General features: G+C 71.6%; 21 protein-coding genes and 1 tRNA gene. 10 read left to right on the forward strand and 12 right to left on the reverse strand.

What is annotated here, in order from left to right; all coding sequences use genetic code 11:
* Positions 1 to 71: 71 nt before the first annotated feature.
* The 5 genes from ACZ5CW_RS12590 to ACZ5CW_RS12610 all read left to right on the forward strand — a co-directional run bounded on the left by ACZ5CW_RS12590 (position 72) and on the right by ACZ5CW_RS12610 (position 3,834).
* A complete protein-coding gene (locus tag ACZ5CW_RS12590) occupies positions 72 to 656 on the forward strand; it encodes a 1,2-dihydroxy-3-keto-5-methylthiopentene dioxygenase (protein ID WP_468600354.1) in 585 nt (194 codons plus the stop codon).
* Positions 653 to 1,372 carry an acireductone synthase gene (gene mtnC, locus ACZ5CW_RS12595; protein ID WP_468600356.1) on the forward strand — a complete coding sequence of 240 codons (720 nt, stop codon included), beginning with the start codon at positions 653 to 655 and terminating at the stop codon, positions 1,370 to 1,372. Before ACZ5CW_RS12590 ends, mtnC begins: the two co-directional genes overlap by 4 nt.
* Positions 1,369 to 1,977: a methylthioribulose 1-phosphate dehydratase gene (mtnB, locus tag ACZ5CW_RS12600; protein WP_468600358.1), complete on the forward strand. Its 609-nt coding sequence runs from the start codon at positions 1,369 to 1,371 to the stop codon at positions 1,975 to 1,977. The genes mtnC and mtnB overlap by 4 nt, the downstream gene beginning before the upstream one ends.
* Before the next feature lie 97 nt (positions 1,978 to 2,074).
* Positions 2,075 to 2,746, forward strand: a complete 672-nt coding sequence (locus ACZ5CW_RS12605; protein ID WP_468600360.1) for a FadR/GntR family transcriptional regulator — start codon at positions 2,075 to 2,077, stop codon at positions 2,744 to 2,746.
* Positions 2,747 to 2,913: 167 nt separating this feature from the next.
* Entirely contained in the window at positions 2,914 to 3,834 is a 921-nt protein-coding gene (locus ACZ5CW_RS12610; protein WP_468600362.1) for a PAC2 family protein, read from the forward strand.
* 160 nt (positions 3,835 to 3,994) lie between these two features.
* Here ACZ5CW_RS12610 and mshC read toward each other — a convergent pair whose 3' ends face one another.
* The 4 genes from mshC to ACZ5CW_RS12630 all read right to left on the reverse strand — a co-directional run bounded on the left by mshC (position 3,995) and on the right by ACZ5CW_RS12630 (position 7,508).
* Complete coding sequence (mshC, locus tag ACZ5CW_RS12615) at positions 3,995 to 5,224, reverse strand: cysteine--1-D-myo-inosityl 2-amino-2-deoxy-alpha-D-glucopyranoside ligase (RefSeq protein ID WP_468600364.1); 1,230 nt, start codon at positions 5,222 to 5,224, stop codon at positions 3,995 to 3,997.
* A 111-nt stretch (positions 5,225 to 5,335) separates the two neighbouring features.
* Positions 5,336 to 6,175: an SCO1664 family protein gene (locus ACZ5CW_RS12620; RefSeq protein WP_468600366.1), complete on the reverse strand. Its 840-nt coding sequence runs from the start codon at positions 6,173 to 6,175 to the stop codon at positions 5,336 to 5,338.
* Positions 6,139 to 6,729: a DUF3090 domain-containing protein gene (locus tag ACZ5CW_RS12625; RefSeq protein ID WP_468600368.1), complete on the reverse strand. Its 591-nt coding sequence runs from the start codon at positions 6,727 to 6,729 to the stop codon at positions 6,139 to 6,141. The genes ACZ5CW_RS12620 and ACZ5CW_RS12625 overlap by 37 nt, the downstream gene beginning before the upstream one ends.
* A 92-nt stretch (positions 6,730 to 6,821) precedes the next feature.
* Complete coding sequence (locus tag ACZ5CW_RS12630) at positions 6,822 to 7,508, reverse strand: histidine phosphatase family protein (protein WP_468600370.1); 687 nt, start codon at positions 7,506 to 7,508, stop codon at positions 6,822 to 6,824.
* A gap of 60 nt (positions 7,509 to 7,568) precedes the next feature.
* Between ACZ5CW_RS12630 and corA the strand changes: the two genes are divergently transcribed.
* Entirely contained in the window at positions 7,569 to 8,564 is a 996-nt protein-coding gene (gene corA, locus ACZ5CW_RS12635) for a magnesium/cobalt transporter CorA (protein ID WP_468600372.1), read from the forward strand.
* Between the two features lie 6 nt (positions 8,565 to 8,570).
* On the opposite strand, the gene ACZ5CW_RS12640 is transcribed toward corA, so the two are convergent.
* Both ACZ5CW_RS12640 and ACZ5CW_RS12645 read right to left on the reverse strand, forming a co-directional pair.
* Complete coding sequence (locus ACZ5CW_RS12640) at positions 8,571 to 9,359, reverse strand: ferritin-like domain-containing protein (RefSeq protein WP_468600374.1); 789 nt, start codon at positions 9,357 to 9,359, stop codon at positions 8,571 to 8,573.
* A gap of 203 nt (positions 9,360 to 9,562) precedes the next feature.
* The gene (locus tag ACZ5CW_RS12645) at positions 9,563 to 10,618 is read right to left on the reverse strand and encodes an LLM class F420-dependent oxidoreductase (protein ID WP_468600376.1); all 1,056 of its coding nucleotides are present in this window, start codon (positions 10,616 to 10,618) and stop codon (positions 9,563 to 9,565) included.
* 245 nt (positions 10,619 to 10,863) lie between these two features.
* On the opposite strand from ACZ5CW_RS12645, the gene ACZ5CW_RS12650 reads away from it, so the two are divergent.
* Positions 10,864 to 11,847 (forward strand): aldo/keto reductase, encoded by a 984-nt coding sequence (locus tag ACZ5CW_RS12650; RefSeq protein ID WP_468600378.1) that lies wholly within the window; start codon positions 10,864 to 10,866, stop codon positions 11,845 to 11,847.
* Positions 11,844 to 14,234, forward strand: a complete 2,391-nt coding sequence (locus ACZ5CW_RS12655; protein ID WP_468600380.1) for a helix-hairpin-helix domain-containing protein — start codon at positions 11,844 to 11,846, stop codon at positions 14,232 to 14,234. Before ACZ5CW_RS12650 ends, ACZ5CW_RS12655 begins: the two co-directional genes overlap by 4 nt.
* Positions 14,235 to 14,303: 69 nt before the next feature.
* Here the strand turns inward: ACZ5CW_RS12655 and ACZ5CW_RS12660 are convergent, their stop codons facing one another.
* The gene (locus ACZ5CW_RS12660; RefSeq protein WP_468600382.1) at positions 14,304 to 15,008 is read right to left on the reverse strand and encodes a hypothetical protein; all 705 of its coding nucleotides are present in this window, start codon (positions 15,006 to 15,008) and stop codon (positions 14,304 to 14,306) included.
* Between the two features lie 47 nt (positions 15,009 to 15,055).
* Between ACZ5CW_RS12660 and ACZ5CW_RS12665 the strand changes: the two genes are divergently transcribed.
* Positions 15,056 to 15,244: a DUF5703 family protein gene (locus ACZ5CW_RS12665; protein ID WP_014671721.1), complete on the forward strand. Its 189-nt coding sequence runs from the start codon at positions 15,056 to 15,058 to the stop codon at positions 15,242 to 15,244.
* A gap of 112 nt (positions 15,245 to 15,356) precedes the next feature.
* Here ACZ5CW_RS12665 and ACZ5CW_RS12670 read toward each other — a convergent pair whose 3' ends face one another.
* The 3 genes from ACZ5CW_RS12670 to ACZ5CW_RS12680 form a co-directional block, all read right to left on the reverse strand.
* Positions 15,357 to 16,178: a chaplin gene (locus tag ACZ5CW_RS12670; RefSeq protein WP_468600384.1), complete on the reverse strand. Its 822-nt coding sequence runs from the start codon at positions 16,176 to 16,178 to the stop codon at positions 15,357 to 15,359.
* A gap of 155 nt (positions 16,179 to 16,333) precedes the next feature.
* The gene (chpH, locus tag ACZ5CW_RS12675; RefSeq protein WP_468600386.1) at positions 16,334 to 16,567 is read right to left on the reverse strand and encodes a chaplin ChpH; all 234 of its coding nucleotides are present in this window, start codon (positions 16,565 to 16,567) and stop codon (positions 16,334 to 16,336) included.
* Positions 16,568 to 16,714: 147 nt separating this feature from the next.
* Entirely contained in the window at positions 16,715 to 18,040 is a 1,326-nt protein-coding gene (locus ACZ5CW_RS12680; protein ID WP_468600388.1) for a M20/M25/M40 family metallo-hydrolase, read from the reverse strand.
* Positions 18,041 to 18,299: 259 nt separating this feature from the next.
* Here ACZ5CW_RS12680 and ACZ5CW_RS12685 point away from each other — a divergent pair.
* A tRNA-Leu gene (locus ACZ5CW_RS12685) sits at positions 18,300 to 18,387 on the forward strand.
* 242 nt (positions 18,388 to 18,629) lie between these two features.
* Here the strand turns inward: ACZ5CW_RS12685 and ACZ5CW_RS12690 are convergent.
* Together ACZ5CW_RS12690 and ACZ5CW_RS12695 are read right to left on the reverse strand one after the other, a co-directional pair.
* Positions 18,630 to 20,531 carry a hypothetical protein gene (locus tag ACZ5CW_RS12690; RefSeq protein ID WP_351335842.1) on the reverse strand — a complete coding sequence of 634 codons (1,902 nt, stop codon included), beginning with the start codon at positions 20,529 to 20,531 and terminating at the stop codon, positions 18,630 to 18,632.
* Positions 20,528 to 21,532, reverse strand: a complete 1,005-nt coding sequence (locus ACZ5CW_RS12695) for a hypothetical protein (protein ID WP_351335839.1) — start codon at positions 21,530 to 21,532, stop codon at positions 20,528 to 20,530. The genes ACZ5CW_RS12690 and ACZ5CW_RS12695 overlap by 4 nt, the downstream gene beginning before the upstream one ends.
* Between the last annotated feature and the right edge of the window lie 5 nt (positions 21,533 to 21,537).

Here is a 21,537-nt window from a genome sequence, read left to right on the forward strand (position 1 = left end):
TCCGCCGCGGCCCCTGGGGTGCTTGTCTCGGTATCCGGCCTGCCCGCCCCGTCGCTCCTGGAGCTGCCGCCATGACCTTACTGACGACCTGGCCCGAGTCCGGTCCCCGGACCGTGCTCCGCCGCACCTCGGACCCCGCCGAGATCGCGGCCGCCCTCAAGCCCCTCGGCGTGCGCTACGAGCAGTGGCCGGTCCGCGAGGACGTGCCGTTCGACGCCGGCAGCGAGACGGTGTTCGCCGCGTACCGGCCGGAGATCGACCGGCTGAACGCCGAGGAGGGCTTCACCACCGTCGACGTGCTCGGCCTGCACCCCGGCGACGACCCCGAGTACCCGGTGAAGGCGAAGGCCGCCCGCGAGAAGTTCCTGCAGGAGCACACCCACGACGACGATGACGAGGTCCGCTTCTTCGTCTCCGGCTCCGGCGTCTTCTACCTGCACGTGCACGGCGAGGTGCACGCGGTCCTGTGCGAGCGGGGCGACCTGCTGGGTGTGCCGCGCGGCACCACGCACTGGTTCGACATGGGCACGAAGCCGTCGTTCACCGCGATCCGCTTCTTCCACGAGGAGGACGGCTGGATCGGCACCTTCACCGGCTCCGCCATCGCCGCCCGTTTCCCGGACCACGACACGATCGCCGCCGGGTACGAACGGTGAGCCTCCGCTTCGACGTGGACGCCGTGGTGCTCGACATCGAGGGCACCACGAGCGCGACCGGGTACGTCGTGGACGTGCTGTACCCCTACTCGCGCTCCCGGTTCGCCGCGCTGCTCACCGAGCGTGCCGACGAGCCGGAGGTGGCGCGGGCGGTGGCGCAGGTACGGGAGCTGACGGGCGATCCGGACGCCGACGCCGTACGGATCGAGAAGACGCTGAACGCCTGGCTCGACGAGGACCGCAAGGCGACTCCGCTGAAGACCCTGCAGGGCGTCATCTGGTCCGAGGGCTTCGCGCGGGGTGACCTCGTCTCGCACTTCTACGACGACGTCGTCCCGGTCCTGCGCGCGTGGCACACGGCGGGCGTGCGGCTGTACGTGTTCTCGTCCGGGTCGGTGGCGGCGCAGCGGGCGTGGTTCTCCGCGGCGCCGCAGGGCGACCTGCGGGCGCTGGTCCACGGCTGGTACGACACCGAGAACGCCGGGCCCAAGCAGGAGCCGGAGTCGTACCGCCGTATCGCCGCGGGGACGGGTGGGGCGCCGAAGCGGCTGCTGTTCCTCTCCGACCGGCCGGGCGAGCTGGACGCGGCCAGGACGGCGGGCTGGCACACCGTCGGGGTACGGCGGCCCGGGGAGCCGTACGACGAGCAGGGAGTCGGCGACCACACGCAGGCGAGGACGTTCGAGGGGATCACCGTCTCGAGGAGCATCACGTGACCGACGGCATCAGCGCGCTCGACCTGAAGGCGGCGGGGGCGGTGCTCGCCGCGGAGTCCGCCCGTTTCGCCGCGTTCGGCTGGATGCGGGGCACCTCGGGCAACCTGTCCGTGGTGCTCTCCCGGGATCCGCTGCGGCTCGCGGTCACCGCGAGCGGCCGCGACAAGGGAGAGCTGACGCCCGACGACGTGGTGCTGGTGGACGAGCGGGGTGCCGCCGTGCAGGGCGGAAGGCCGTCGGCGGAGGCCGAACTGCACGCGCGCGTGGCCGCGTTGACGGGCGCGGGCGCGGTGGTGCACGTGCACACGGTGGCGTCGGTGGCCATGGGCCGCCGGGAGCCCGGCGGGATCGTCCTGCGGGACCTGGAGATGCTCAAGGGCGTCGGCCAGCCCGCCCACGACACCGAGGTGCGCCTGCCGGTCATAGCCAACAGCCAGGACATGCGGGAACTGGGCGACCGGCTGGAGGCGGCCCGCGACCCCCGGATGCCGGCGGTGGTCGTCGCCGGTCACGGGCTGTACGTGTGGGGGCAGGATCCGCGGCAGGCCCGCCATCACACCGAAGTGGTGGAGTGGCTGCTGGAGTTGGAGCTGGCGGTGGGCTGAGCCGGGCGCCCGGCCGCCGCGCTCACCCGAACAGCCCCAGGTCATCCCCGCATAATGTGGCTGAGACATCCGATGTCTGGCGACAGGGAGGCCGGTCATGGCAGTCACCGACGAGGCGATCGAGAAGATCAAGGGCATGATCGTCTCGGGTGCGCTGCGGCCCGGTGACCGGCTGCCGAGGGAGAGTGAGCTGGCCGCCGAGCTGGGCCTGTCCCGCAACTCCCTGCGGGAGGCCGTACGGGCGCTGTCGCTGATCCGGATCCTGGACGTGCGCCAGGGCGACGGCACCTATGTGACCAGCCTCGATCCGCAACTGCTGCTGGAGGCGGTGAGCTTCGTCGTGGACTTCCACCGTGACGACACGGTGCTGGAGTTCCTGGCGGTGCGCCGCATCCTGGAGCCGGCCGCGACCGCGATGGCGGCCTCGCGGATCGACGAGCGGCAACTGGACGCCCTGGCGGCGGGGTTGGACGCGCTCGGCACCGATCCCTCGGTGGAGGAACTCGTCGCCGCCGACCTGGAGTTCCACCGGGGCATCGTGCGTGGTTCCGGGAACTCGGTGCTGTGCTCGCTGCTGGACGGCCTGTCGGGGCCCACCACGCGGGCCCGGATCTGGCGCGGGCTCACCCAGGAGGACGCGGTGGGCCGGACCCTGCGCGAGCACCGGGCGATCCTGGGCGCACTGCGCGACCGGGACGCGGAGGCGGCGCGCTCCTGGGCGACGGTGCACATCGCGAGCGTCGAGCAGTGGCTGCGCAGCACCCTGTGAATCGTCCGGACCGAGCGGTCGGGTCTCCCGGCTGACCGGGGGTGTTCCACGGTGGTGAACGGGGCAGTGATCCGTTCACTGCCCCGTGCGAAGGGGGCTGCGGGCGCCCCCGCCGGACGCCGTAAGGTTGGTGAGTCAAGCGAGGGCACGTCGGAAGGAGGCACTGGGTGATCGAGCTGGAGGGGGTTCCCGAGCTGATCGACCCAGTCATGGTGGCCGCGTTCGAGGGCTGGAACGATGCCGGCGACGCCGCCTCCACGGCGGTCGCGCATCTGGAACGCGAGTGGAAGGGCGAGGTGTTCGCGGCGCTCGACGCCGAGGACTACTACGACTTCCAGGTGAACCGCCCCACGGTGTTCATGGACGGCGGTGTGCGCAAGATCACTTGGCCGACGACCCGGTTGTCGGTGGTCCGCGTCGGCGGCGAGAAGCCGCGCGACCTGGTGCTGGTCCGCGGGATCGAACCGTCCATGCGCTGGCGCTCGTTCTGCAACGAGCTGCTCGGCTTCGCGCACGAGCTGGGTGTGGAGCTGGTGGTCGTCCTGGGCGCCCTGCTCGGTGACACCCCGCACACGCGTCCGGTGCCGGTCAGCGGGGTCACGTCCGACCCGGACCTGGCCCAGCGCATGGACCTGGAGGAGACCAAGTACGAGGGCCCTACGGGCATCGTCGGCGTCCTGCAGGAGGCGTGCACGCACGCCGGTGTCCCGGCGGTGTCGCTGTGGGCGGCCGTCCCGCACTACGTGTCCCAGCCACCCAACCCGAAGGCCACTCTGGCGCTGCTCAACCGCCTGGAGGACCTGCTGGACCTGCGCATCCCGCAGGGCGAGCTGCCCGAGGACGCCCGAGCCTGGCAGGTGGGGGTGGACCAGCTGGCCGCCGAGGACAGCGAGGTCGCCGAGTACGTGCAGACGCTGGAGGAGGCCCGGGACACCGCCGAGCTGCCGGAGGCCTCGGGCGAGGCGATCGCCCGCGAGTTCGAGCGGTATCTGCGGCGCCGGGACGTGGGCCCTCCGGGCGGGAAGCCGCGGCCCCCTGCCTCCGGCGGCGGGGCCAAGGAGGATGACGAGGACGGTTCGGAGGACTGAGGTACGGCGAAGGGGCGCCTCCCGTGTCGGGAAGCGCCCCTTCTTCTTGTTGCCGACGCGCTGTGGGGTGCCACTACAGGCCGTCGGGCGTCCGACGGTCCGTAGTGGCCTGATCGCGCAGTTCCCCGCGCCCCTTACGGGGCGCTCGTCCTCGCGGCGTCTACAGGGCCACCCCGAGCAGCGCGTCCACAGCACGCGTGACGACGCCGGGGGCGCCGGTGTCGGTGCCGCCCTCCTGCTCCTGGTGAGCCGCCCAGCGGTCCACCGCCGCCAGGGCGGCGGGGGCGTCGAGGTCGCTGGAGAGGGCCTCGCGGATCTCCTCGACCAGGGCGTCCGCGGACGGGCCGTCGGGCCGGGACACGGCCGCGCGCCAGCGGCCGAGGCGGTCGACGGCGTCCTGGAGGACCTGGTCGGTCCACTCCCAGTCGGCGCGGTAGTGGTGGGCCAGCAGGGACAGCCGGATGGCGGCCGGGTCGACGCCGTCGCGGCGCAGCCGCGAGACGAAGACCAGGTTGCCCTTGGACTTCGACATCTTCTCGCCGTCCAGGGCGACCATGCCGGCGTGGACGTACGCCTTGGCCATGGGGAACTCGCCGGTGAGCACCTGGGCGTGCGAGGCGCCCATCTCGTGGTGCGGGAAGGCCAGGTCGGAGCCGCCGCCCTGGACGTCGAATCCCATGCCGAGGTGGTCGAGGGCGATGGCCACGCACTCGATGTGCCACCCGGGCCGGCCCCGGCCGAGGGTGCCGCCGTCCCAGCTGGGCTCGCCCTCGCGGGCCGCCATCCACAGCATCGGGTCGAGCGGGTTCTTCTTGCCCGGGCGGTCCGGGTCGCCGCCGCGCTCGGCGGACAGCAGCCGCATGGCGGCCGCGTCGAGGTTCGAGACCTGGCCGAAGTGCGGGTCGGACTCGACGGAGAAGTAGATGTCACCCTCCAGCTCGTAGGCGGCGCCGAGTTCACGCAGCCGTTCCACGAGCGGGACGATGCCGGGTATCGCCTCGACGGCGCCTATGTAGTGCTGGGGCGGGAGCATCCGCAGGGCGGTCATGTCCTCGCGGAAGAGGGCCGTCTCCTTCTCGGCGAGGGCGACCCAGTCGACGCCGTCCCGGTCCGCGCGCTCCAGCAGCGGATCGTCGACGTCGGTGACGTTCTGGACGTAGTGGACCTGCCGCTTGGTGTCGAGCCACACGCGCTGAACGAGGTCGAACGCGTTGTAGGTCGCCGCGTGACCCATGTGGGTCGCGTCGTACGGCGTGATGCCGCAGACGTAGATACGGGCGACGGGACCGGGGTCGAGGGTGACGAGGCCGCCGGTCGCGGTGTCGTGGATCCTCAGGTCGCGGCCCTGACCAGGCAGGGCGGGGACCTCGGAAGCGGGCCAGGCATGCATGTACATGAGCCTAACCGGCGTCCAGCCGCCGTTACGAACGGGATCGGGCCGGATGGCCTGTTAGGCGCTCTTGTACATCGGGCCGGATCGTGCTTGCACCGGCCGTGCCCCTCACACCGGCGGCCACGGGATGGCGGGCCACTGACCGCTCGGCTCCGGGTGCCGGCCGGAGGTGAGCAGCGCGTCGACCCGCGCGCGCGTGGCGTCGATCTCGACCGCCGTGATGAGCGGGGCCAGCCGCTCACCCAGTTGTGCGCCCAGGGCGTCCCGCAGTCCCCCGAGGACGTCGACGGCCTCCGCGGTGAGCGGTTCCCCCGCCCAGCCCCACAGCAGCGTGCGCAGCTTGTTCTCGGCGTTGAAGGTGACGCCGTGGTCGATGCCGTAGAGGCGGCCGTCGGCGGTGGGCAGCAGGTGGCCGCCCTTGCGGTCGGCGTTGTTGATCACGGCGTCGAGGACGGCGAGCCGGCGCAGCCGCTCGTCGTCGGCGTGCACCAGCAGCGCGGTGCGGCCCTCGCCGATCTCGGCCGGCCCGATCGCCTTCCAGCCCGGCTCCGGCTCCTCGCCGTCGACCAGGGCCAGCAGCTCGGCGTCGGGGGTCGCGTCGATCCAGAGCTGGCACATGCCCTCGCCGTACGGCCCCTCGCGCAGCACGGTGGGCGGTACGAGCCCCCAGCCGGTGGCCTCGGACACCTCGTAGGCGGCCACCTCACGGCCGGCCAGGGTGCCGTCGGGGAAGTCCCACAGCGGGCGCTCCCCTGCCACCGGCTTGTACACACAGGTGGCTTCCCGGCCGTCGAGGGCGACCGTGCAGAACAGTGCCGCGTTGGACGCCTCGCGGATCCGCCCGCGCACGGTGAGTTCACCCCGTGCGAGCAGCTCGGCGGGCTCCGTGTCGGCCTCCGCGTCGGCGGCCGTCACGCTCCGCGGCGGTATCCGTTCTGGCGCGGACATACATGTCCTTCCGGGTCGAGCGGGAGGCTGCACAGCGGGCACGGTGGCCGCCCGGCGTTGACGATGTCGAGGGCGCGCTTGGCGAAGGCCCGGGCCTGCGCGCCGGTCAGCCGGACCCGCAGCATCGGGGGCCCGTTCTCCTCGTCCTGGAGGAGCCGTTCCTCGGCCTCGGCGAGGTCCTCCTCGGTGTCGGCGTCCAGCTCGACGAGGGCCTGAGCCTCGACGATCATGCGCTGGTCCTCGCCGTCCCAGGCGAGGGCCATGGTGCCGACGCGGAACTCCTCCTCGATGGGGGTCTCCAGCGGGGCGGTGTCGGCGATCTCCGAGGGCGCCACGGCGGGCACGGCGGCGCTGCCGCCGCTACGCCGTACGACCTCGTCGAGCAGTTCGTCCATGCGCTCGGCGAGTGCGGCGACCTGGGTCTTCTCCAGGGTCACGCTGGTCACCCGGGGGCCTGCGGTGGCCTGGAGGAAGAAGGTACGGCGCCCGGGCAGTCCGACCGTGCCGGCCACGAAGCGGTCCGGCTGGTCGTAGAGGAACACCTGACGGGACACGTCCTGTCTCCATTGGATTCGAGAGTTTCAGCGGTGCGGGCCATGCGAACACGACGACAGTGTGGATCGCTTCACCCTACTGCGGCCGACGATCACGGTGCGCCCGCACCACCCCCGACCGGTGCGTCGCCCTCGCCGCGGTCCTCGCGCGGGGCGAGCGAGGCGAAATCGCCGGTGTCGCCGAGGCGGACGAGAAACGGCCTGAGGCGCGTGTAACGGATCACGGTGATGGAACACGGTTCCACGGAGACTCGCTGGAAGAGGTCGAGGTGCAGGCCGAGGGCGTCGGCGACGAGGGACTTGATGATGTCGCCGTGGGAGCACATGAGGTAGACGGCGTCGGCGCCGTGCTCGCGCTCCACGCGCGCGTTCCACTCGCGTACGGCCTCGGCGGCGCGGGTCTGCATGGCCCGCATGGACTCCCCGCCCGGGAAGGCGGCGGCCGACGGGTGGGCCTGCACGATCTCCATCAGCGGCTCGTCCTTCAGCTCGGCGAGCTTGCGGCCGGTCCAGTCGCCGTAGTGGCACTCCCCGATCCGTTCATCGGTGTGGGTGCGCAGTTCCGGGCGGGCTTCCAGCAGCGGCCGTACGGTCTCCTGGCAGCGCTGGAGCGGGCTGACGACCGCCTCGGCGATCGGCAGGCCCGCGAGCCGGCCGGGCAGCGCGGCGGCCTGCGCGGCGCCGCGCTCGTCCAGGGCGACGCCGGGCGTCCAGCCGGCGAGCACGCCCGAGGTGTTGGCGGTGGAACGTCCGTGCCTTACGAGGATCAGCGTGGGCATGCGGCAAGAGTAGGTGTTCACCGCTGTGCGGCGGTGGGCGGGCGAAAGGAGATGCGCCGCGTGATCGTGGACTGCGCCATCTACCGGCACGGGCACCGCAGCGAGGGACCCGAGGACCTGTCCGACGCGCTCGACGAGGCGCGGGCGGAGGGCGGTTTCGTGTGGATCGGTCTGCACGAGCCGTCGGAGCGGGAGTTCGACCTGGTCACCCAGGAGTTCGGGCTGCATCCGCTGGCTGTCGAGGACGCGCTCAAGGCGCATCAGCGGCCCAAGCTGGAGGTGTACGACGACTCCCTGTTCCTGGTGCTCAAGCCGGTGGTCTACGAACCCGAGGGCGACACCGTCTCGACCGGCGAGATCATGATCTTCATCGGGGACTCCTTCGTGGTGACCGTCCGCCACGGTGCGGGCTCGCCGCTCGCCGCCGTACGGCGCCGGCTGGAGGAGGAGCCCGAGATGCTGGACAAGGGCCCCACCGCGGTGCTGTACGCGGTCTCCGACGCCGTCGTCGACCACTATCTGGAGGTGGCGACGGAGCTGCAGACCGATCTGGAGGAGCTGGAGGCGGAGGTGTTCCAGCCGGAGGCCGGCGGCTCGCGCAACACCGCGTCCCGGATCTACACCTTCAAACGGCAGGTCCTGGCGTTCCGGCGGGCCACCGGGCCGCTGACCGTGCCGATGACCCGGCTGGCCGGCATCGGGCAGCTCGGCGGCGAGGTGCCGTTCGTGCACGACAAGGCGCGCCCCTTCTTCCGGGACGTGAACGACCACCTCGCGCGCGTGAACGAGTCCGTGGACGGCCTGGACCGGCTGGTGTCGGACGTCCTCTCGGCCCACCTGGCGCAGATGAGCGTGCGGCAGAACGACGACATGCGGAAGATCTCCGCGTGGGCGGCGATGGCCGCGGTCCCCACGATGATCGCGGGGATCTACGGCATGAACTTCGACCACATGCCCGAGCTGCACTGGTTGTGGTCGTATCCGGCGGTGATCATGGTGATGGCCGTTCTCGAGGTGCTGCTCTACCGCCTGTTCAAACGGCGCGGCTGGCTGTGAGCCGCCTCAGGCGTACTCGGGGGCGGCCGTAGCGGGGCCGCCCAGGGCGTTGCGGCGCCGGGGCATGCTGAGGGTGACCATGCGGCGCCAGCCGACGAGGCGCTCGTAGACGTAGACGGCGTGGATGCCCACCGCGAGCAGTACGGACCTGGCCCTCGGCCAGCCGATGACGCGGGCCATGTGGGCCATCACGGCGAGGCTGACGTCCCGGTAGACGCGGATCTCGGCGAGGGCGCACGCGCGCAGGGTCCGCTGGATCAGCCGGCCGTACCCGGCGGCGGCGAAGCGCAGCAGTTCCTCGTGCGTGTAGGCGAGGTGGTGGGCCTCGTCGTTGGCGATCATGCGGACGGCCCTGCCGATCTCGGGGTGGTGGGCGAAGTGCCTGAGGAGCAGCTCCATCTGCTCGGAGGCACGCTGTTCGGTGACCCGGCTGTGTGCCAGGTAGACGATGACGTCCCGCTCGGTGAGCGGTGTCTCCCGCCTGAGCCTGGCGTGGGCGAGGCCGATGCCGCGCCGTTCCAGGAGCATCGTGTAGTCGGTCTCGGGCGGGACGGGGACGGGGGTGAGGCCGCGCTTCCTCATCAGGGCGCTGAAGATGCGGCCGTGCTTGTCCTCGTCGGCGCCGTGGCGGGCGATCTTCGGGGCCAGTGCCCGTTGGCTCTGCGGAACCAGCGCGGCGATCCGGCCGTTCTCCCAGCCGCCCTGGGACTCGCCGCCGGCGGCGATCGAGCAGAAGAGCCGGAAGGACTCGTCGTTGTCGAGGATCTCCTGGAACAGACTTTTGGCCGACAGCATGGCAGACACCTCTCTGCAGGATTCCGCAAAGAAAGAGTCAAATGCGGACAGAGAGGACCTGCAACAGGGATGCGGTCCGACTCGGCCGAAAGAAGGACCACGGGGGTCGTAACCGCGCCGCGCCGGGCGCGTTGTTCCCCGTGACGGCCGTGGCGGGGAAGACCCCCCGAGCCCCCACCACGGCCGCTGAAATCCCCTCGGTGCTACGCGAGACCGGCACGCTCCAGCGCCTCGCTGCCGGCCCGCAGGGAGGCGATCCGCTCGTCCAGCGTGAATCCGGCGGGGGCGAGGCTGAGGGTGGTGACCCCGGCGGCGGCGTAGGCCTTCATCCGGTCGGCGATGCGGTCGACGGAGCCCAGCAGCGTGGTCTTGTCGATGAGGTCCTGCGGGATCGCGGCCGCGGCGCCCTGCTTGTCCCCGGACAGGTACTTCTGCTGGATCTCCGCCGCCTCCTTCTCGTACCCCATGCGCTGCGCGAGCTGGTTGTAGAAGTTCTGCTTGGCACTGCCCATGCCGCCGACGTACAGCGCGGTGTAGGGACGGAAGGTGTCCGCGAGGCGGGCCACGTCCTTGTCGTCGCCGACGGCGAGCGGGAGGGTCGGGCACACGTCGAAGCCGTCGAGCGTCTTGCCCGCCTTCTCCCGGCCCGCCCGCAGGTACTTCAGCGTGGTGTCCTCGAGGTGGTCGGCGGCGGGGAAGATCAGCAGAGCGCCGTCGGCGATCTCACCGGTCTGCTCCAGGTTCTTCGGGCCGATCGCGGCGATGTACAGCGGGATGTGCTCGCGCTGCGGGTGCACGGTCAGCTTGATCGGCTTGCCCGGGCCGCCGGGCAGCGGCAGCGTCCAGTGCTCGCCCTCGTACGTCAGCCGCTCGCGGGTCATCGCCCTGCGGACGATCTCGACGTACTCGCGGGTGCGCGCCAGCGGCTTGTCGAACTTGACGCCGTACCAGCCCTCGGAGACCTGCGGCCCGGAGACGCCGAGGCCGAGCCGGAACCGGCCGCCGGAGAGGGAGTCCAGCGTCGCCGCCGTCATCGCGGTCATCGCCGGCTGCCGGGCCGGGATCTGGAAGATGGCCGAGCCGACGTCGATGCGCTCGGTCTGCGCGGCGACCCAGCTGAGCACGGTGGCCGCGTCGGAGCCGTACGCCTCGGCGGCCCAGCACACGGAGAAGCCCAGCCGGTCGGCCTCCTGCGCCACCGCCAGGTTGTCCCCGTCCATTCCGGCACCCCAGTAGCCGAGGTTGATCCCGAGCTGCATGCGCGATTCCCCTTACCCGTGAGTAACGTCCCTGTCGGGGCGACCTTAGCGTGCGGCGGGTTTCCGGGGCAGGGTACGAAGGGGTGCGGGCCGGCTCCCGGGGGCGGGTGGTCATGGCTGGTCGCGCGGTCCCCCGCGCCCCTGGGGAGCCGCGGGTGCCTTCGGTCCGGTGGCGCCGTGGCCGCGGGCGACCGGTTGTCCACAGGCAACCCACCGCACCGGCTCTGGCCAGTAATCTCGCCCGCATGGAGCAGAGGCATCTCGGCCGTACCGGCCTGCGCGTGTCCCGCATCGGACTCGGCACCCTCACCTGGGGCCGGGACACCGACGAGCACGACGCCGCGGACATGCTGAAGGCGTTCTGGGAGGCCGGCGGCACCCTCGTCGACACCGCCGACGTGTACGGCGGCGGAGAGGCGGAGTACCTGCTCGGACAGCTCACAGACGGGCTGGTGCCGCGCCGGGACCTGGTGATCTCCACCAAGGCGGGCAGCGTGCCCGACCCCGACCGCCGCTGCGACGGCTCCCGCGGGCATCTGCTCGCCGCGCTCGACGCCTCCCTGGCCCGCCTGGGCACGGACTACGTCGATCTGTGGCACCTCCACGCCTTCGACCCCGAGACCCCGCTCGAGGAGACGCTCCAGGCCCTCGATCTGGCGGTCAGCAGCGGCCGGGCCCGGTACGCCGGCGTCTCCAACTTCTGCGGCTGGCAGCTCGCCAAGGCGGCCACCTGGCAGCTCGCGGCGCCGGGCAGCCGCACCCGGCTCGCCGGCACGCAGATGGAGTACTCGCTGCTCCAGCGGGGCGTGGAGCGCGAGGTGCTGCCCGCCGCACTCGACCTGGGGATCGGCCTGCTGCCCTCCTCCCCGCTCGGCCGGGGCGTGCTGACCGGCAAGTACCGGCACACCACTCCCCCGGACTCGCGCGGCGCCTCCGAGCATCTGGCGCCGTTCGTCGAGCCGTACCTCGACGACACGGCGACACGCATCGTGGACGCGGTGACGACGGCCGCCGACGGGCTCGCGGTCACCCCGCTCCAGGTGGCCCTCGCCTGGGTCCGGGACCGGCCGGGCGTGGCCGCGCCGATCGTCGGCGCGCGCAACGCGCAGCAGCTCACGGCGGCGTTGTCAGTGGAGGCCCTTAGTCTTCCTGACGAGATCTGCCGGGCGCTGGACGATGTGTCGGCGCCCGTGCACCGCTATCCCGATCACGACTGGAGCACGCTGTGAGCACGGAGCCGGAGACCACGGAGGAAGCCGGGCCGGGGACGCCGGACATCCCGGAGGCCGCGGGGCGGAACGCCGCACCCGAGGAGAGCCGTGCGGACGGCGACGCAACGGCGGACGACGCCGAGGAGACCGAGGGCACTGCGGGCGCCGCGGTGGTCGCGGGCGCCGAGGAGACCGAGGGCGCCACGGGGACCGGAGACGCCGCGGACACCAAGGGCTCCGGGGGCGGTGAGCGCGGCACGGGTGGCCCGGACCTCGAGAACGGCACCGAGAGCACAGCCGGCACGGAGAACGCGGACGGCACCGAGGGCACAACCGGCACGGAGAACGCGGACGGCGTCTCGTCCGATGCCGGTGGCGCCGCGGCCGAGTTGTCCGAGGCGGACGCCGAATTGGCCGCGCAGCGGATGGAGCGGGAGCGGATCGAGCGGCGCAAGGCCGACAGGAAGGGCCCCATCGAGAGCGGCGCCAAGCTCAGCGGCAAGGCGGCCGACCTGCTCGCCGCGGTACGGGCGGTGGAGAGCGGCGAGAAGCCGGCGGCCACGGTGTTCACCGAGCCCGCGCCGGCCCCGCGCCGCCCGGCCCCGGAGCCCGTGCGCCGGCCGCAGCCGGTCCCTGTCGCCGCCGTGTCCGACGCGCCCGCCCCGGAGGCCGTGGAAGCCGTGCGCCGCATCCTGGCCGAGGGCGGCGCGCCCGACGCGCTGGCCCCGAGGGTGGCGGCGGCGCTGGGCGAGGGCGCGGGCGACGCGCTCCGGGAGGACCCGTGGCGGCTGCTGCGCGTCGGCGGAGTACGGCCCGAGCAGGCCGACGGCTTCGCGCGGGCGCTGCTCGGCGCCGACTGCGGCCCGGACGACGAGCGGCGGGGCCGCGCGCTGACCGCCTGGCTGCTGGAGCAGGCCGCCGTGGCGGGTCACACCGCCCTGGAACTGCCCACGCTCACCGCGGCACTGGGCCGGCAGGGCGTGCCCGACCCGGACGCCGCGGTGCAGAGCGCCCTCGCCGAGGGCGAGGCCCTGATGTTCCAGGACGCGCTGGACGAGCCGGGAGCCCCGGCCCCTCAGGACGCGGACTCCGAGGACGACGACACGGAGCGGCCGGTCCGGGTCCTCGTCGGCCTGGAGCGGTACGCGCTGGCGGAGGAGAGCCTCGCCGACGGCCTGGCCCGGCTGGTCAATTCCCTCTCCGAGGACGCCGAGCAGGCCTGGGAGGCAGCCGCCTCCGGCGCCTTCGGCGGCGCGGCCGAGCTGGTCCGCGCGGCCGCCGGGCACGGCCTGGTGCTGCACACCGGCGCAGAGGCGGCCCGCGCCGAACCGGCCGCGCTGCTCCGTGCCGCCCGTGCCGCGGGTCTGCGGGTCTTCGCCGCCTGCCACATGCCCGACGGCCGCCACCGCCTCGCGGCGCTGCTGGGCGAGGAACCGGAGCCGGCGGAGGGAAGCGTGGGCACGGTCGCCGGTCTGCTGTCCGGCGCCGAGGGCCCCGGCCGGGACACGGACGGCGCGCTGGAACTCGACCTGCTGATCGTCCTGGACGCCCCCCAGCTGGATGTGGAGAGCGCCGCGATGCTGGTGGAGTCGCTGCCGGACGGGGCGCGACTGGTGCTCAGCGGGGACCCCGCGGTGCTGTGGTCGACCGGCCCCGGGCGGGTCTTCGCGGATCTCCTCGCCGCCCGCGCCTGCCCCCAGATCGCCTCCCGGGTCCCCGACCCCGGTCCGCTCGGCGAGCTGGTCTCCGGTGTCGGCGCCGGCGAGCTGAACCAGGTGGACGCGCCGGGCAAGGAGATCGTCATCGTCCCGGTGCGGGACGCGGGCGAGGCCGTGCACCGGACGGTGCAGCTGGTCGCGGACTCGGTGCCGCGCGCGATCGGCGTGCCGGCCGAGCAGACCGTGGTGATCACCCCGGGCCATGGCGGCGCCGCGGGCACCCGCGCCCTCAACGCCGCGCTGAAGGAGCGCCTCCATCCCGGTCCCGGCCGCTTCGGCGGCTTCGACCCGGGCGACCGGATCGTGCACTGCCCCGCTCCGGGCCGCTGGGTGCCGGGCGTGGTGGTGCGGGCCGACGCCGACGGGCTGCACCTGACGTGCGCGGGCGTCGCCGTCGTCGTACCGCCCGAGCGGGTGGAGGACCGAGTACGGCACGGCTGGGCGCTGACCGCGCACCAGGCGGCGGGCGTCCGCTGGCCGGCGGCGGTCGTGGTGCTGCCCGGCGACGCCGCGCAGGCCCTGAGCAGGCCGTGGGTGTACACGGCGTTCGGGCGGGCGGAGCGGCACCTGTCCGTCGTCCACGGGGTGGAACAGGCCCTGCCGAAGGCGGTCGCTCAGATCCCGGCCAAGCCCCGTACGACACGGCTCCAGACGCTGCTGCGCACCCAGGTGCCGACGGCGGGCTGACACCGCCCCTTCTCCCGGACACCGGCGGTGCCGCAGCGGCCCCAGGCCCTCACGGCACCGCCGCCGGCCTCACTTCTCGGTGCCGAGCGGCTCCACGTCCTCGTCCCCGGCCTCGACGAACTCGAGATCGTCCTCCTCGTCGGACCCGTCCTCGTCCGCGTCCTCCTCGTCGAACATCGCGCTGACGTCGAACCGGCACACCACCTGCTGCGGATCGACGTGCTCGAACGGCGCCTCGAGCCACTCCCCGGCCTCGGGAGTCTCCTCCGCCGCGGTGACCCAGAGCGTGGAGTCGCCCTCCTCCAGGCCGAACTCCTTGTGCCGGGAGGCGATCTCGTCCGGTTCGAACTCGCCGAAGAGGGTGCCCAGCGCCCCGGGGACCGTGCCCTCGGCACTCTCGTCGCTGCCGCCGATGTCCTGGTACTCCGCCGCCTCGACCCGCTGGGCCTGCGCCACCAGCCGCTGGGGTTCCGCCACGATGTAGTCGCGGCGGATCAGCACGCTGATCGCGTTCGGTTCCTCGGGGCCCGCGTACGGCGGCAGCGTGTCCTCCGCACCCGGGATCTCGAAGGGCGTGACCTCGTCGTAGCGGTCGTAGAGCAGCTCGTCGTACGCCTCGGCGGCCGCGGCCAGCTGGTTGAACGCCTCGGACACGGCCGGGTCGTCCTCCCCCGACCTGCGTTCGACCGCCGCCAGATGACGGTCGAGCGCGGTCTTGACCGCCTCGACGGCGGCGCGTACCTCGGCAGCGGTGGGCTGCGCAGCATCAGACATAGTGCAGACGCTATCCGTACCGGGCACCAGCCCGCACAATAGATGCGATGCCGGAATACGAATTTGTCGACGTGTACGTGCCTCGCGGGGTGTCCCGCAAGGAGGCCACACGTCTGCTGACGGACCATGCCGAGTACGGACACTGGGAGTTGGACCGACTGAGCCTGCTGCGCGACGGCAGCCGCAGGGTGCGGTTGCGCCGGCGGATCATCCGCCAGGTGCGAGCCACGTGGTGAGGCAGAACACATGAACGGAGCGGGCCCCGCCGGCATGGCAGGGCCCGCTCCGTCGTGCCGGGCGGTACGGCCTTGTTGCCGGGCTGTACCGCCTTCGCGACCGGCGTCGCCGTTACGCCGCGGCCCGCGCCTTGCGGTAGAGCACCGCACCCGCGAGCAGCGCGCCCGCGCCGACCGGCAGCGCGAGGCCCAGCGGTACGTCGCTGCCCGTGTGCGCGAGCTGGGCGCCGGCCGGGGATCCGGCCGAGCCGCCGCCGTGCGCCTCGACCTGGGTCGAGCCCTGGGGCGAGCCGTGAGACGGGTGGCCGCCCTTGGGCGGCGTGCCCGTTCCGGGCTCACCCGGCTTGCCCGGGTGGTGCGGAGTGCCGGGGTGGCCGGGCTGCCCCGGATGACCAGGCTGCCCCGGCTTCCCGGGCGGATTGCCGTGTCCGTCGCCGGGCGGATTGCCGTGTCCGTCGCCGGGCGGCTGGGTGTGGTGACCGCCGCCGCCGTTGGCACAGTCGTTGCCCGTGGTGGCGTTCCCGGCGCCGATGACGTTCACGCTGTTGCCGCAGGCGTTCACCGGGGCGTCGATCGGCACCTGCACGGTGTTGCCGGAGCCGACGCCCGGTGAGTCGCTGGTGTGGCCGTCCGCGTGCGAGCCGCCGGAGCCGGTGTGGCCGCCCGTGTCGCCGTAACCCCCTGAACCGCCACCGTGGTTGGCGCATGTGTTGCCCACCGACGGGTTCAGGAGCCCGACGACGTTCACGGTGTTGCCGCAGACGTTCACCGGGACGTGGACCGGCGCCTGCACCGTGTTGCCGGACAGTACGCCGGGTGAACCGGTGGCGGTGCCCTGCGCGCCGGAGTCGGCGTGGGCGTAGCCGCTCGCGGCGGCGATCACACCGGTGGCTGCGGCCATGGTCAACAGGCCCTTGCGGGTGCCCTGTCGCATATTGAATTCCCCCCTGCCTTCGATTGCCTGCGAATTCCCGGAACGACCGGTCCGGGAAAGGGACCGGTGCCGGAAAAGACCGGTCGGCCTCGGAGCGCATGGCGCGCACTCCGAGGCCGACGGCTCGTAAAAGACGCCCCCTCAGGGAGCCGACGTCACTTGTTGATGCAGGCGTTGCCGAAGGCGGGGTTCAGAAGCCCGATCACGCTGACCGTGTTGCCACAGACGTTCACCGGGACGTGCACGGGCACCTGAATGACGTTGCCGGAGAGGACACCCGGGGAGTGCACTGCGGCACCCTGGGCACCGGAGTCGGCGACGGCGAGGCCCGCGCCCGCGAGAACCAGCCCACCGGTGGCAGCCGCAGCAGCGACGACCTTCTTGATCATTATTCCTCCTTGTTGGCAATGCGATCCCAAGGTGCGGGGATCACATCACCAGTAACGAGGAGGAACTAATGAAGCTACGAGCCTATCGTCGCATTCACCCTTCTCAGTCGATCTCGTACGACTGCCCGATTACCCGAGGTCAGAACCTCACGACGCGTCGATGAAACGGTCGAGCACCCGCACGCCGAACTGCAGCCCGTCCACCGGCACCCGCTCGTCCACGCCGTGGAACATGCCGGCGAAGTCCAGCTCCGGCGGCAGCTTCAGCGGCACGAAGCCGAAACCGCGGATGCCGAGGTCGTCGAAGGACTTGGCGTCCGTACCGGCGGAGAGCATGAAGGGGATCGCCTTGGCGGTGGGGTCCTCGGCGAGCAGCGCGGACCGCATGGCCTCCACCAGGGCGCCGTCGAAGCTGGTCTCGACGGCCTTGTCGGCGTGCACGTCCTCGCGGCGGACGTGGGGCCCGAGCAGCCGGTCGAGGTCGCTCAGGAACTCCTCCTCGTGGCCCGGCAGGAACCGTCCGTCGATGTGCGCGGTGGCCTCGCCCGGGATCACGTTGACCTTGTACCCGGAGTTCAGCTGGGTCGGGTTGGCGGTGTTCCGCAGGCTGGCGCCGATCAGCTTGGCGAGACCGCCGAGCTTGGCGAGGGTGGACTCCATGTCCTCCGGGTCCAGCTCCGTGCCGAGCGCGTCGCCCAGCTCGTCGAGGAAGGCCCGGGTGGTCTTGGTGACCCGGACCGGGAACGTGTGCCGGCCGACCCGGGCGACGGCCTCCGACAGCTCGGTGATGGCGTTGTCGCGGTGGATCATCGACCCGTGCCCTGCCGTACCGGCCACGGTCAGCTTCATCCAGTGCATGCCCTTCTCGGCCGTCTGGATCATGTAGAGCCGCCGCTGCTCGTTCACGGTGAAGGAGAAGCCGCCCACTTCGCTGATCGCCTCGGTGACGCCCTCGAACAGCTCGGGGTGGCGGTCGACCAGGTAGCGGGCGCCGTACGTGCCGCCCGCCTCCTCGTCCGCGAGGAAGGCGACCACGATGTCCCGCGGAGGCCGCCGCCCGCTGCGCAACCGGTCGCGGACGACCGCGAGGGTCATGGCGTCCATGTCCTTCATGTCGACGGCCCCGCGCCCCCACACGCACCCGTCGGCGACCTCACCGGAGAACGGGTGGTGGGTCCAGTCGTGGGCGTTGGCCGGCACGACGTCGAGGTGGCCGTGGATCAGCAGCGCCGGCCGGGACGGGTCCTCGCCCTCGATGCGGGCCACCGTCGAGGCGCGCCCCGGGTGGGACTCGAAGATCTTCGGCTCCAGCCCGACCTCGGCGAGCTTTTCGGCGACCCACTCGGCGGCCTTGCGCTCACCGGGCCCGGAGTGGTCGCCGTAGTTGCTGGTGTCGAACCCGATCAGCTCGCGGCAGAGGTCCACGACCTCGCTCTCGCCGGTGACGCTCCTGGCCGTGTCCGTCTCGCTCACGCTGCTTCCTCCCGCTGTCACTACTGGCTGTCCGCCGGTCCCGCCCGTCGTCGTGCCGGAGCCGTCCCGCCGTCGGTCCGCTCATCCTCTCTCCGCCCGGCCCCTGGCCCCAAGACCGGTCCCGGCCCGTCACACGCCGTTCACGCCCGACCGGCACCGGGGCGGGGGTGATCAGCCACCCTCGAAAGCCTGGTAATGTTTCCTTCGTCGCCGCGAGGGAAACCCCGCCGAAAGGGAAACCTCGCACGACAGACACCTTGTCCGGGTGGCGGAATGGCAGACGCGCTAGCTTGAGGTGCTAGTGCCCTTTATCGGGCGTGGGGGTTCAAGTCCCCCCTCGGACACCAGCGGGGACGTTCACGAGATCGTCCCGAAGCGTTCACGAATTACCGGTCGAGTCATATGACTCACCGGTAATTCGTCATTTCTGGGGCCTCGAGCCTCGTGATCGGCTCGATGAGGAGGTGAGGCGGTGGCGGTCCAGGTACTACGCCTCTCACCTGCGGAAACAGGACATGCCTGCGCGACGGCTGGTAGCCGTGGCGCAGGCATGTGGGGTTTTCAGGGGGCGGAGCGCGGCGGAGGTGGGTCACTCGCGTGGCGGAGGCTCGACCTGCTCGGTCGGAAGCGGTCGCGCCAGGGGCGGGTCGGAGGGCTCGCAGGGTTGGGTTGCGGCGCTCTGCGCGCTGGCTTTGCGGGGCTGGATGCCCTGGTCGCGGAGGAACCGTCGGATGGCTCTGAGGTTTGCCACAAAGATGATGACGGCATTGAGCAGGGTCTGTGCGACGCGTCCGTGCGGCAGGCGGAGCTGGGGATTGTCGATGCTGTCGAGGGCGGACTTCTTGAGGTTGCCGTTGCCGCCCTCGTTCTGACTGCGCAGTCCGGACCAGGCTTCCTGCCACAGCGGGGTGAACAGGGGGTATTTCTGGCGCCACTTGGCCAACACGGTGCCCGGGACGGTGATGCTCTTCCCCCTGCAGATGTCTGGGTAGACGGGAACGTCCCGCTTGGGCCTGGGGATGGTGGGCAGGGCTGCCGGGGTACGGACAGTGGGGGCGTCGAGGTCGACGACGGTGGACGGGCGTGGCTGGGGCCGGCGGTAGCAGGTGACCGTGGCGTGGAGCCCGAGGGCGGGGCACTGTCGACGCTGGTCCCCTGCGGGCCCGTACTCCTTGATCTTGGTCTGGTAGTCCTTCCGGGACTGGATCAGGTTGAGCGCGTGGGCGCGGTCCTCATCCGTGCGGCTGTCGATGTATGTGGCGCCCGCGGTGATGAGCGGGGTGGGCATCAGCGGGCAGTAGAACTCGCCACCGACCAGTTGCATGCCGCGGAACTCTCCCTGCCGGTCGACCTTGTCGTCGTTGTAGTGCTTCACCGCGTTGAGGCCGAGTTTGAGCAGCTGCAGATGCAGGTTGTGAGGCTTGGCCTGGGTGATGCCCCGGTCGGCGCAGAACAGGTCTTTGACCAGACCTCGTTCGAAGGCCGGCTGGATGGCGCGCAGGGCGGCCGGGCCGGGTTCGGTGCCGGGAGTGTGAAGGATCATGCCGAGGCAGACCGCCGGGTAGGCGCCAGCGAGGTCGCCATGGCCATGGCCTGGGAACGCGGCCATCATGGCGTAGCGGAACTCTCTCTTCTCCGGCGCCTTGGCCTTCTTCTCCCGGGCCGACTTGGTCTTGCGAGGCACTGGCTTGTTTGCGGTGCCGCGCCGGGTGCCAGTGTTCGTGGAGGCCGCAGCTTTGCCGCTGGGCCCCGACTTCTTCTGCGTTCCTCCCTTCACGTACATCCCGGCGGTGATCTCAAGCGAGGCCCGGTCCTGGTGGTAGTCCGGCTCTTTGCCCCAGACCGGAACCGGAGTGTCGTCGACCGCGATGTGGCCAGGCCACTGAGCGAAGTCGCCGCGCCGGAAGGAAGCCATCACCGGAGCGAGGATCAGATCCTGGGCGATGGCCTCCAGGTTGCGCACGGTGTCCTGGTTGTCGCGGGCATTCCACTTCCGGCGGATCTTCTTGGCCTCGCTGAGCGACAGCCTCTTGCGGCGGTCGTGCGGTGCAGGGTCGAGGCGCCGGGTCATCGAGGCCCAGGACCGGTAGACGCGCTTCGACGTCGCGTATTGGTGGTGCGCGACGCTGTCGATTTCTTCTCGGGTTGCGCCCTCGCGGATGTGCAGGTCGACGTCGGGGACGTCAAGGAGGGCTTTGGACCCTGGAGACAAGGCGAAGAAGAGCGTCTCCCATGCGTCGTTGATGTTCGCGCTCTTGCCCATGTACTGCGACAGGATCAGGCCGATCAGCACTGTGCGGAACGGGAAGCCCTTCGGGCCTGGCCGGTGCTCGTTGGAGGGAAGGCGTTCCAGTGCTCCGCTGTGGCGCACGAGGTCGAAGACCTGCCTCACAACGCGGTCGCTGAGGGTACGGCCGGGGGCCTGCGGTGCAGGGCGTAAGGCGAGGCCGGTACGCCGGCAGGGTTTGTCCTCCGGGTTCTTCCTGCTCATGCCGCCGCCCCCCGCAACAGATCGGATGCCTCCGCTTCGGGCACGTCGTGGAGGAAGACGAGGTATCGCGAGAGGCTGTGCAGGGTCCCGAGCCCCGACGCTTTGAGTATCACCTTCAGCGGAATACCTGCATTCAGCAGATCGACGAGCCAGGTCGTGCGCAGCCGCTGGGTCTGCAGCACTGCACCGTCACAACGGCCGATGATCCGCGGGTACCTGGCCAGCCAGTTCGATGCGATGTGCTTGCTGGTGCGGTCCTGCCAGTCCGGCCGGAAGGCGTACGCGTCTGCCGGGATGTGGGCGGCTTCCGCCAGCAGCAGCTCCTCGTAGGCGTACCGGCATACGACAGTGCGCGGACGGCGCCCGTGCACCTTCACCAGTGTCCGGCCGGTGGGGCCCGCCAGGATGTCCCGCCCCCGAACGTACACAAGATCCTCAACGGCGAGCCCGCAACCAACACCGAGACAGAACAGAAGACAGGCGTTGCGCCGCTGGGCGGGGGTGGGCAGGCTCTGCGCCCAGATCAGCCAGTAGGCGATTTCCGCCGGCGGGTAGGGGGCCACTGGGTCGGCGGTGGCCTTCAGCCGGATCGGCGGATGCTGTCCGAGCTGGTCCAACAAGAGCGCTTCGGAAGCCCGGCGCAGCTGGCTGCTGCAGGTTCGGCGGCTGTTGGCGGCCATGTCGCGGCAGCCGACGAGGATGAACCGTTCGACGGTGCTCTGGTCAAGGATCACCGAGGGTTCGAGCGGGAGGCCCTGGGCCTCGACCCAGGCGACCAGCCGTGCGAGCGGTGTCATGACCACGTCTGGGCCGTAGGGTCCCGCTGCGACGGCCATGAATCCCAGCGAGCGGACGACCGGAGCGATGCGGCGCCACTGGGCGGGCGGCACCGTCTCCGCCTTCGGTGCGTAGGCCAGCAGGCGATTCGACACAGCGACCTCCAGGCGCAAGGCCCATGACAGGTGGCCGGTTAACCGGCCACTGGTGTCAGTGTCGATCACGATCT

Source organism: Streptomyces sp. NPDC031379 (genome assembly GCF_055569615.1).

Coding starts and splice junctions, on each gene's coding strand:
- ACZ5CW_RS12690 (WP_351335842.1), bottom strand. CDS start 20,531: ATGAGCAGGAAGAACCCGGAGGACAAACCCTGCCGGCGTACCGGCCTC.
- ACZ5CW_RS12605 (WP_468600360.1), top strand. CDS start 2,075: ATGGCAGTCACCGACGAGGCGATCGAGAAGATCAAGGGCATGATCGTC.
- ACZ5CW_RS12590 (WP_468600354.1), top strand. CDS start 72: ATGACCTTACTGACGACCTGGCCCGAGTCCGGTCCCCGGACCGTGCTC.
- ACZ5CW_RS12665 (WP_014671721.1), top strand. CDS start 15,056: ATGCCGGAATACGAATTTGTCGACGTGTACGTGCCTCGCGGGGTGTCC.
- ACZ5CW_RS12670 (WP_468600384.1), bottom strand. CDS start 16,178: ATGCGACAGGGCACCCGCAAGGGCCTGTTGACCATGGCCGCAGCCACC.
- mshC (WP_468600364.1), bottom strand. CDS start 5,224: ATGCATGCCTGGCCCGCTTCCGAGGTCCCCGCCCTGCCTGGTCAGGGC.
- ACZ5CW_RS12645 (WP_468600376.1), bottom strand. CDS start 10,618: ATGCAGCTCGGGATCAACCTCGGCTACTGGGGTGCCGGAATGGACGGG.
- ACZ5CW_RS12640 (WP_468600374.1), bottom strand. CDS start 9,359: ATGCTGTCGGCCAAAAGTCTGTTCCAGGAGATCCTCGACAACGACGAG.
- ACZ5CW_RS12620 (WP_468600366.1), bottom strand. CDS start 6,175: ATGTCCGCGCCAGAACGGATACCGCCGCGGAGCGTGACGGCCGCCGAC.
- ACZ5CW_RS12630 (WP_468600370.1), bottom strand. CDS start 7,508: ATGCCCACGCTGATCCTCGTAAGGCACGGACGTTCCACCGCCAACACC.
- ACZ5CW_RS12660 (WP_468600382.1), bottom strand. CDS start 15,008: ATGTCTGATGCTGCGCAGCCCACCGCTGCCGAGGTACGCGCCGCCGTC.
- ACZ5CW_RS12650 (WP_468600378.1), top strand. CDS start 10,864: ATGGAGCAGAGGCATCTCGGCCGTACCGGCCTGCGCGTGTCCCGCATC.
- chpH (WP_468600386.1), bottom strand. CDS start 16,567: ATGATCAAGAAGGTCGTCGCTGCTGCGGCTGCCACCGGTGGGCTGGTT.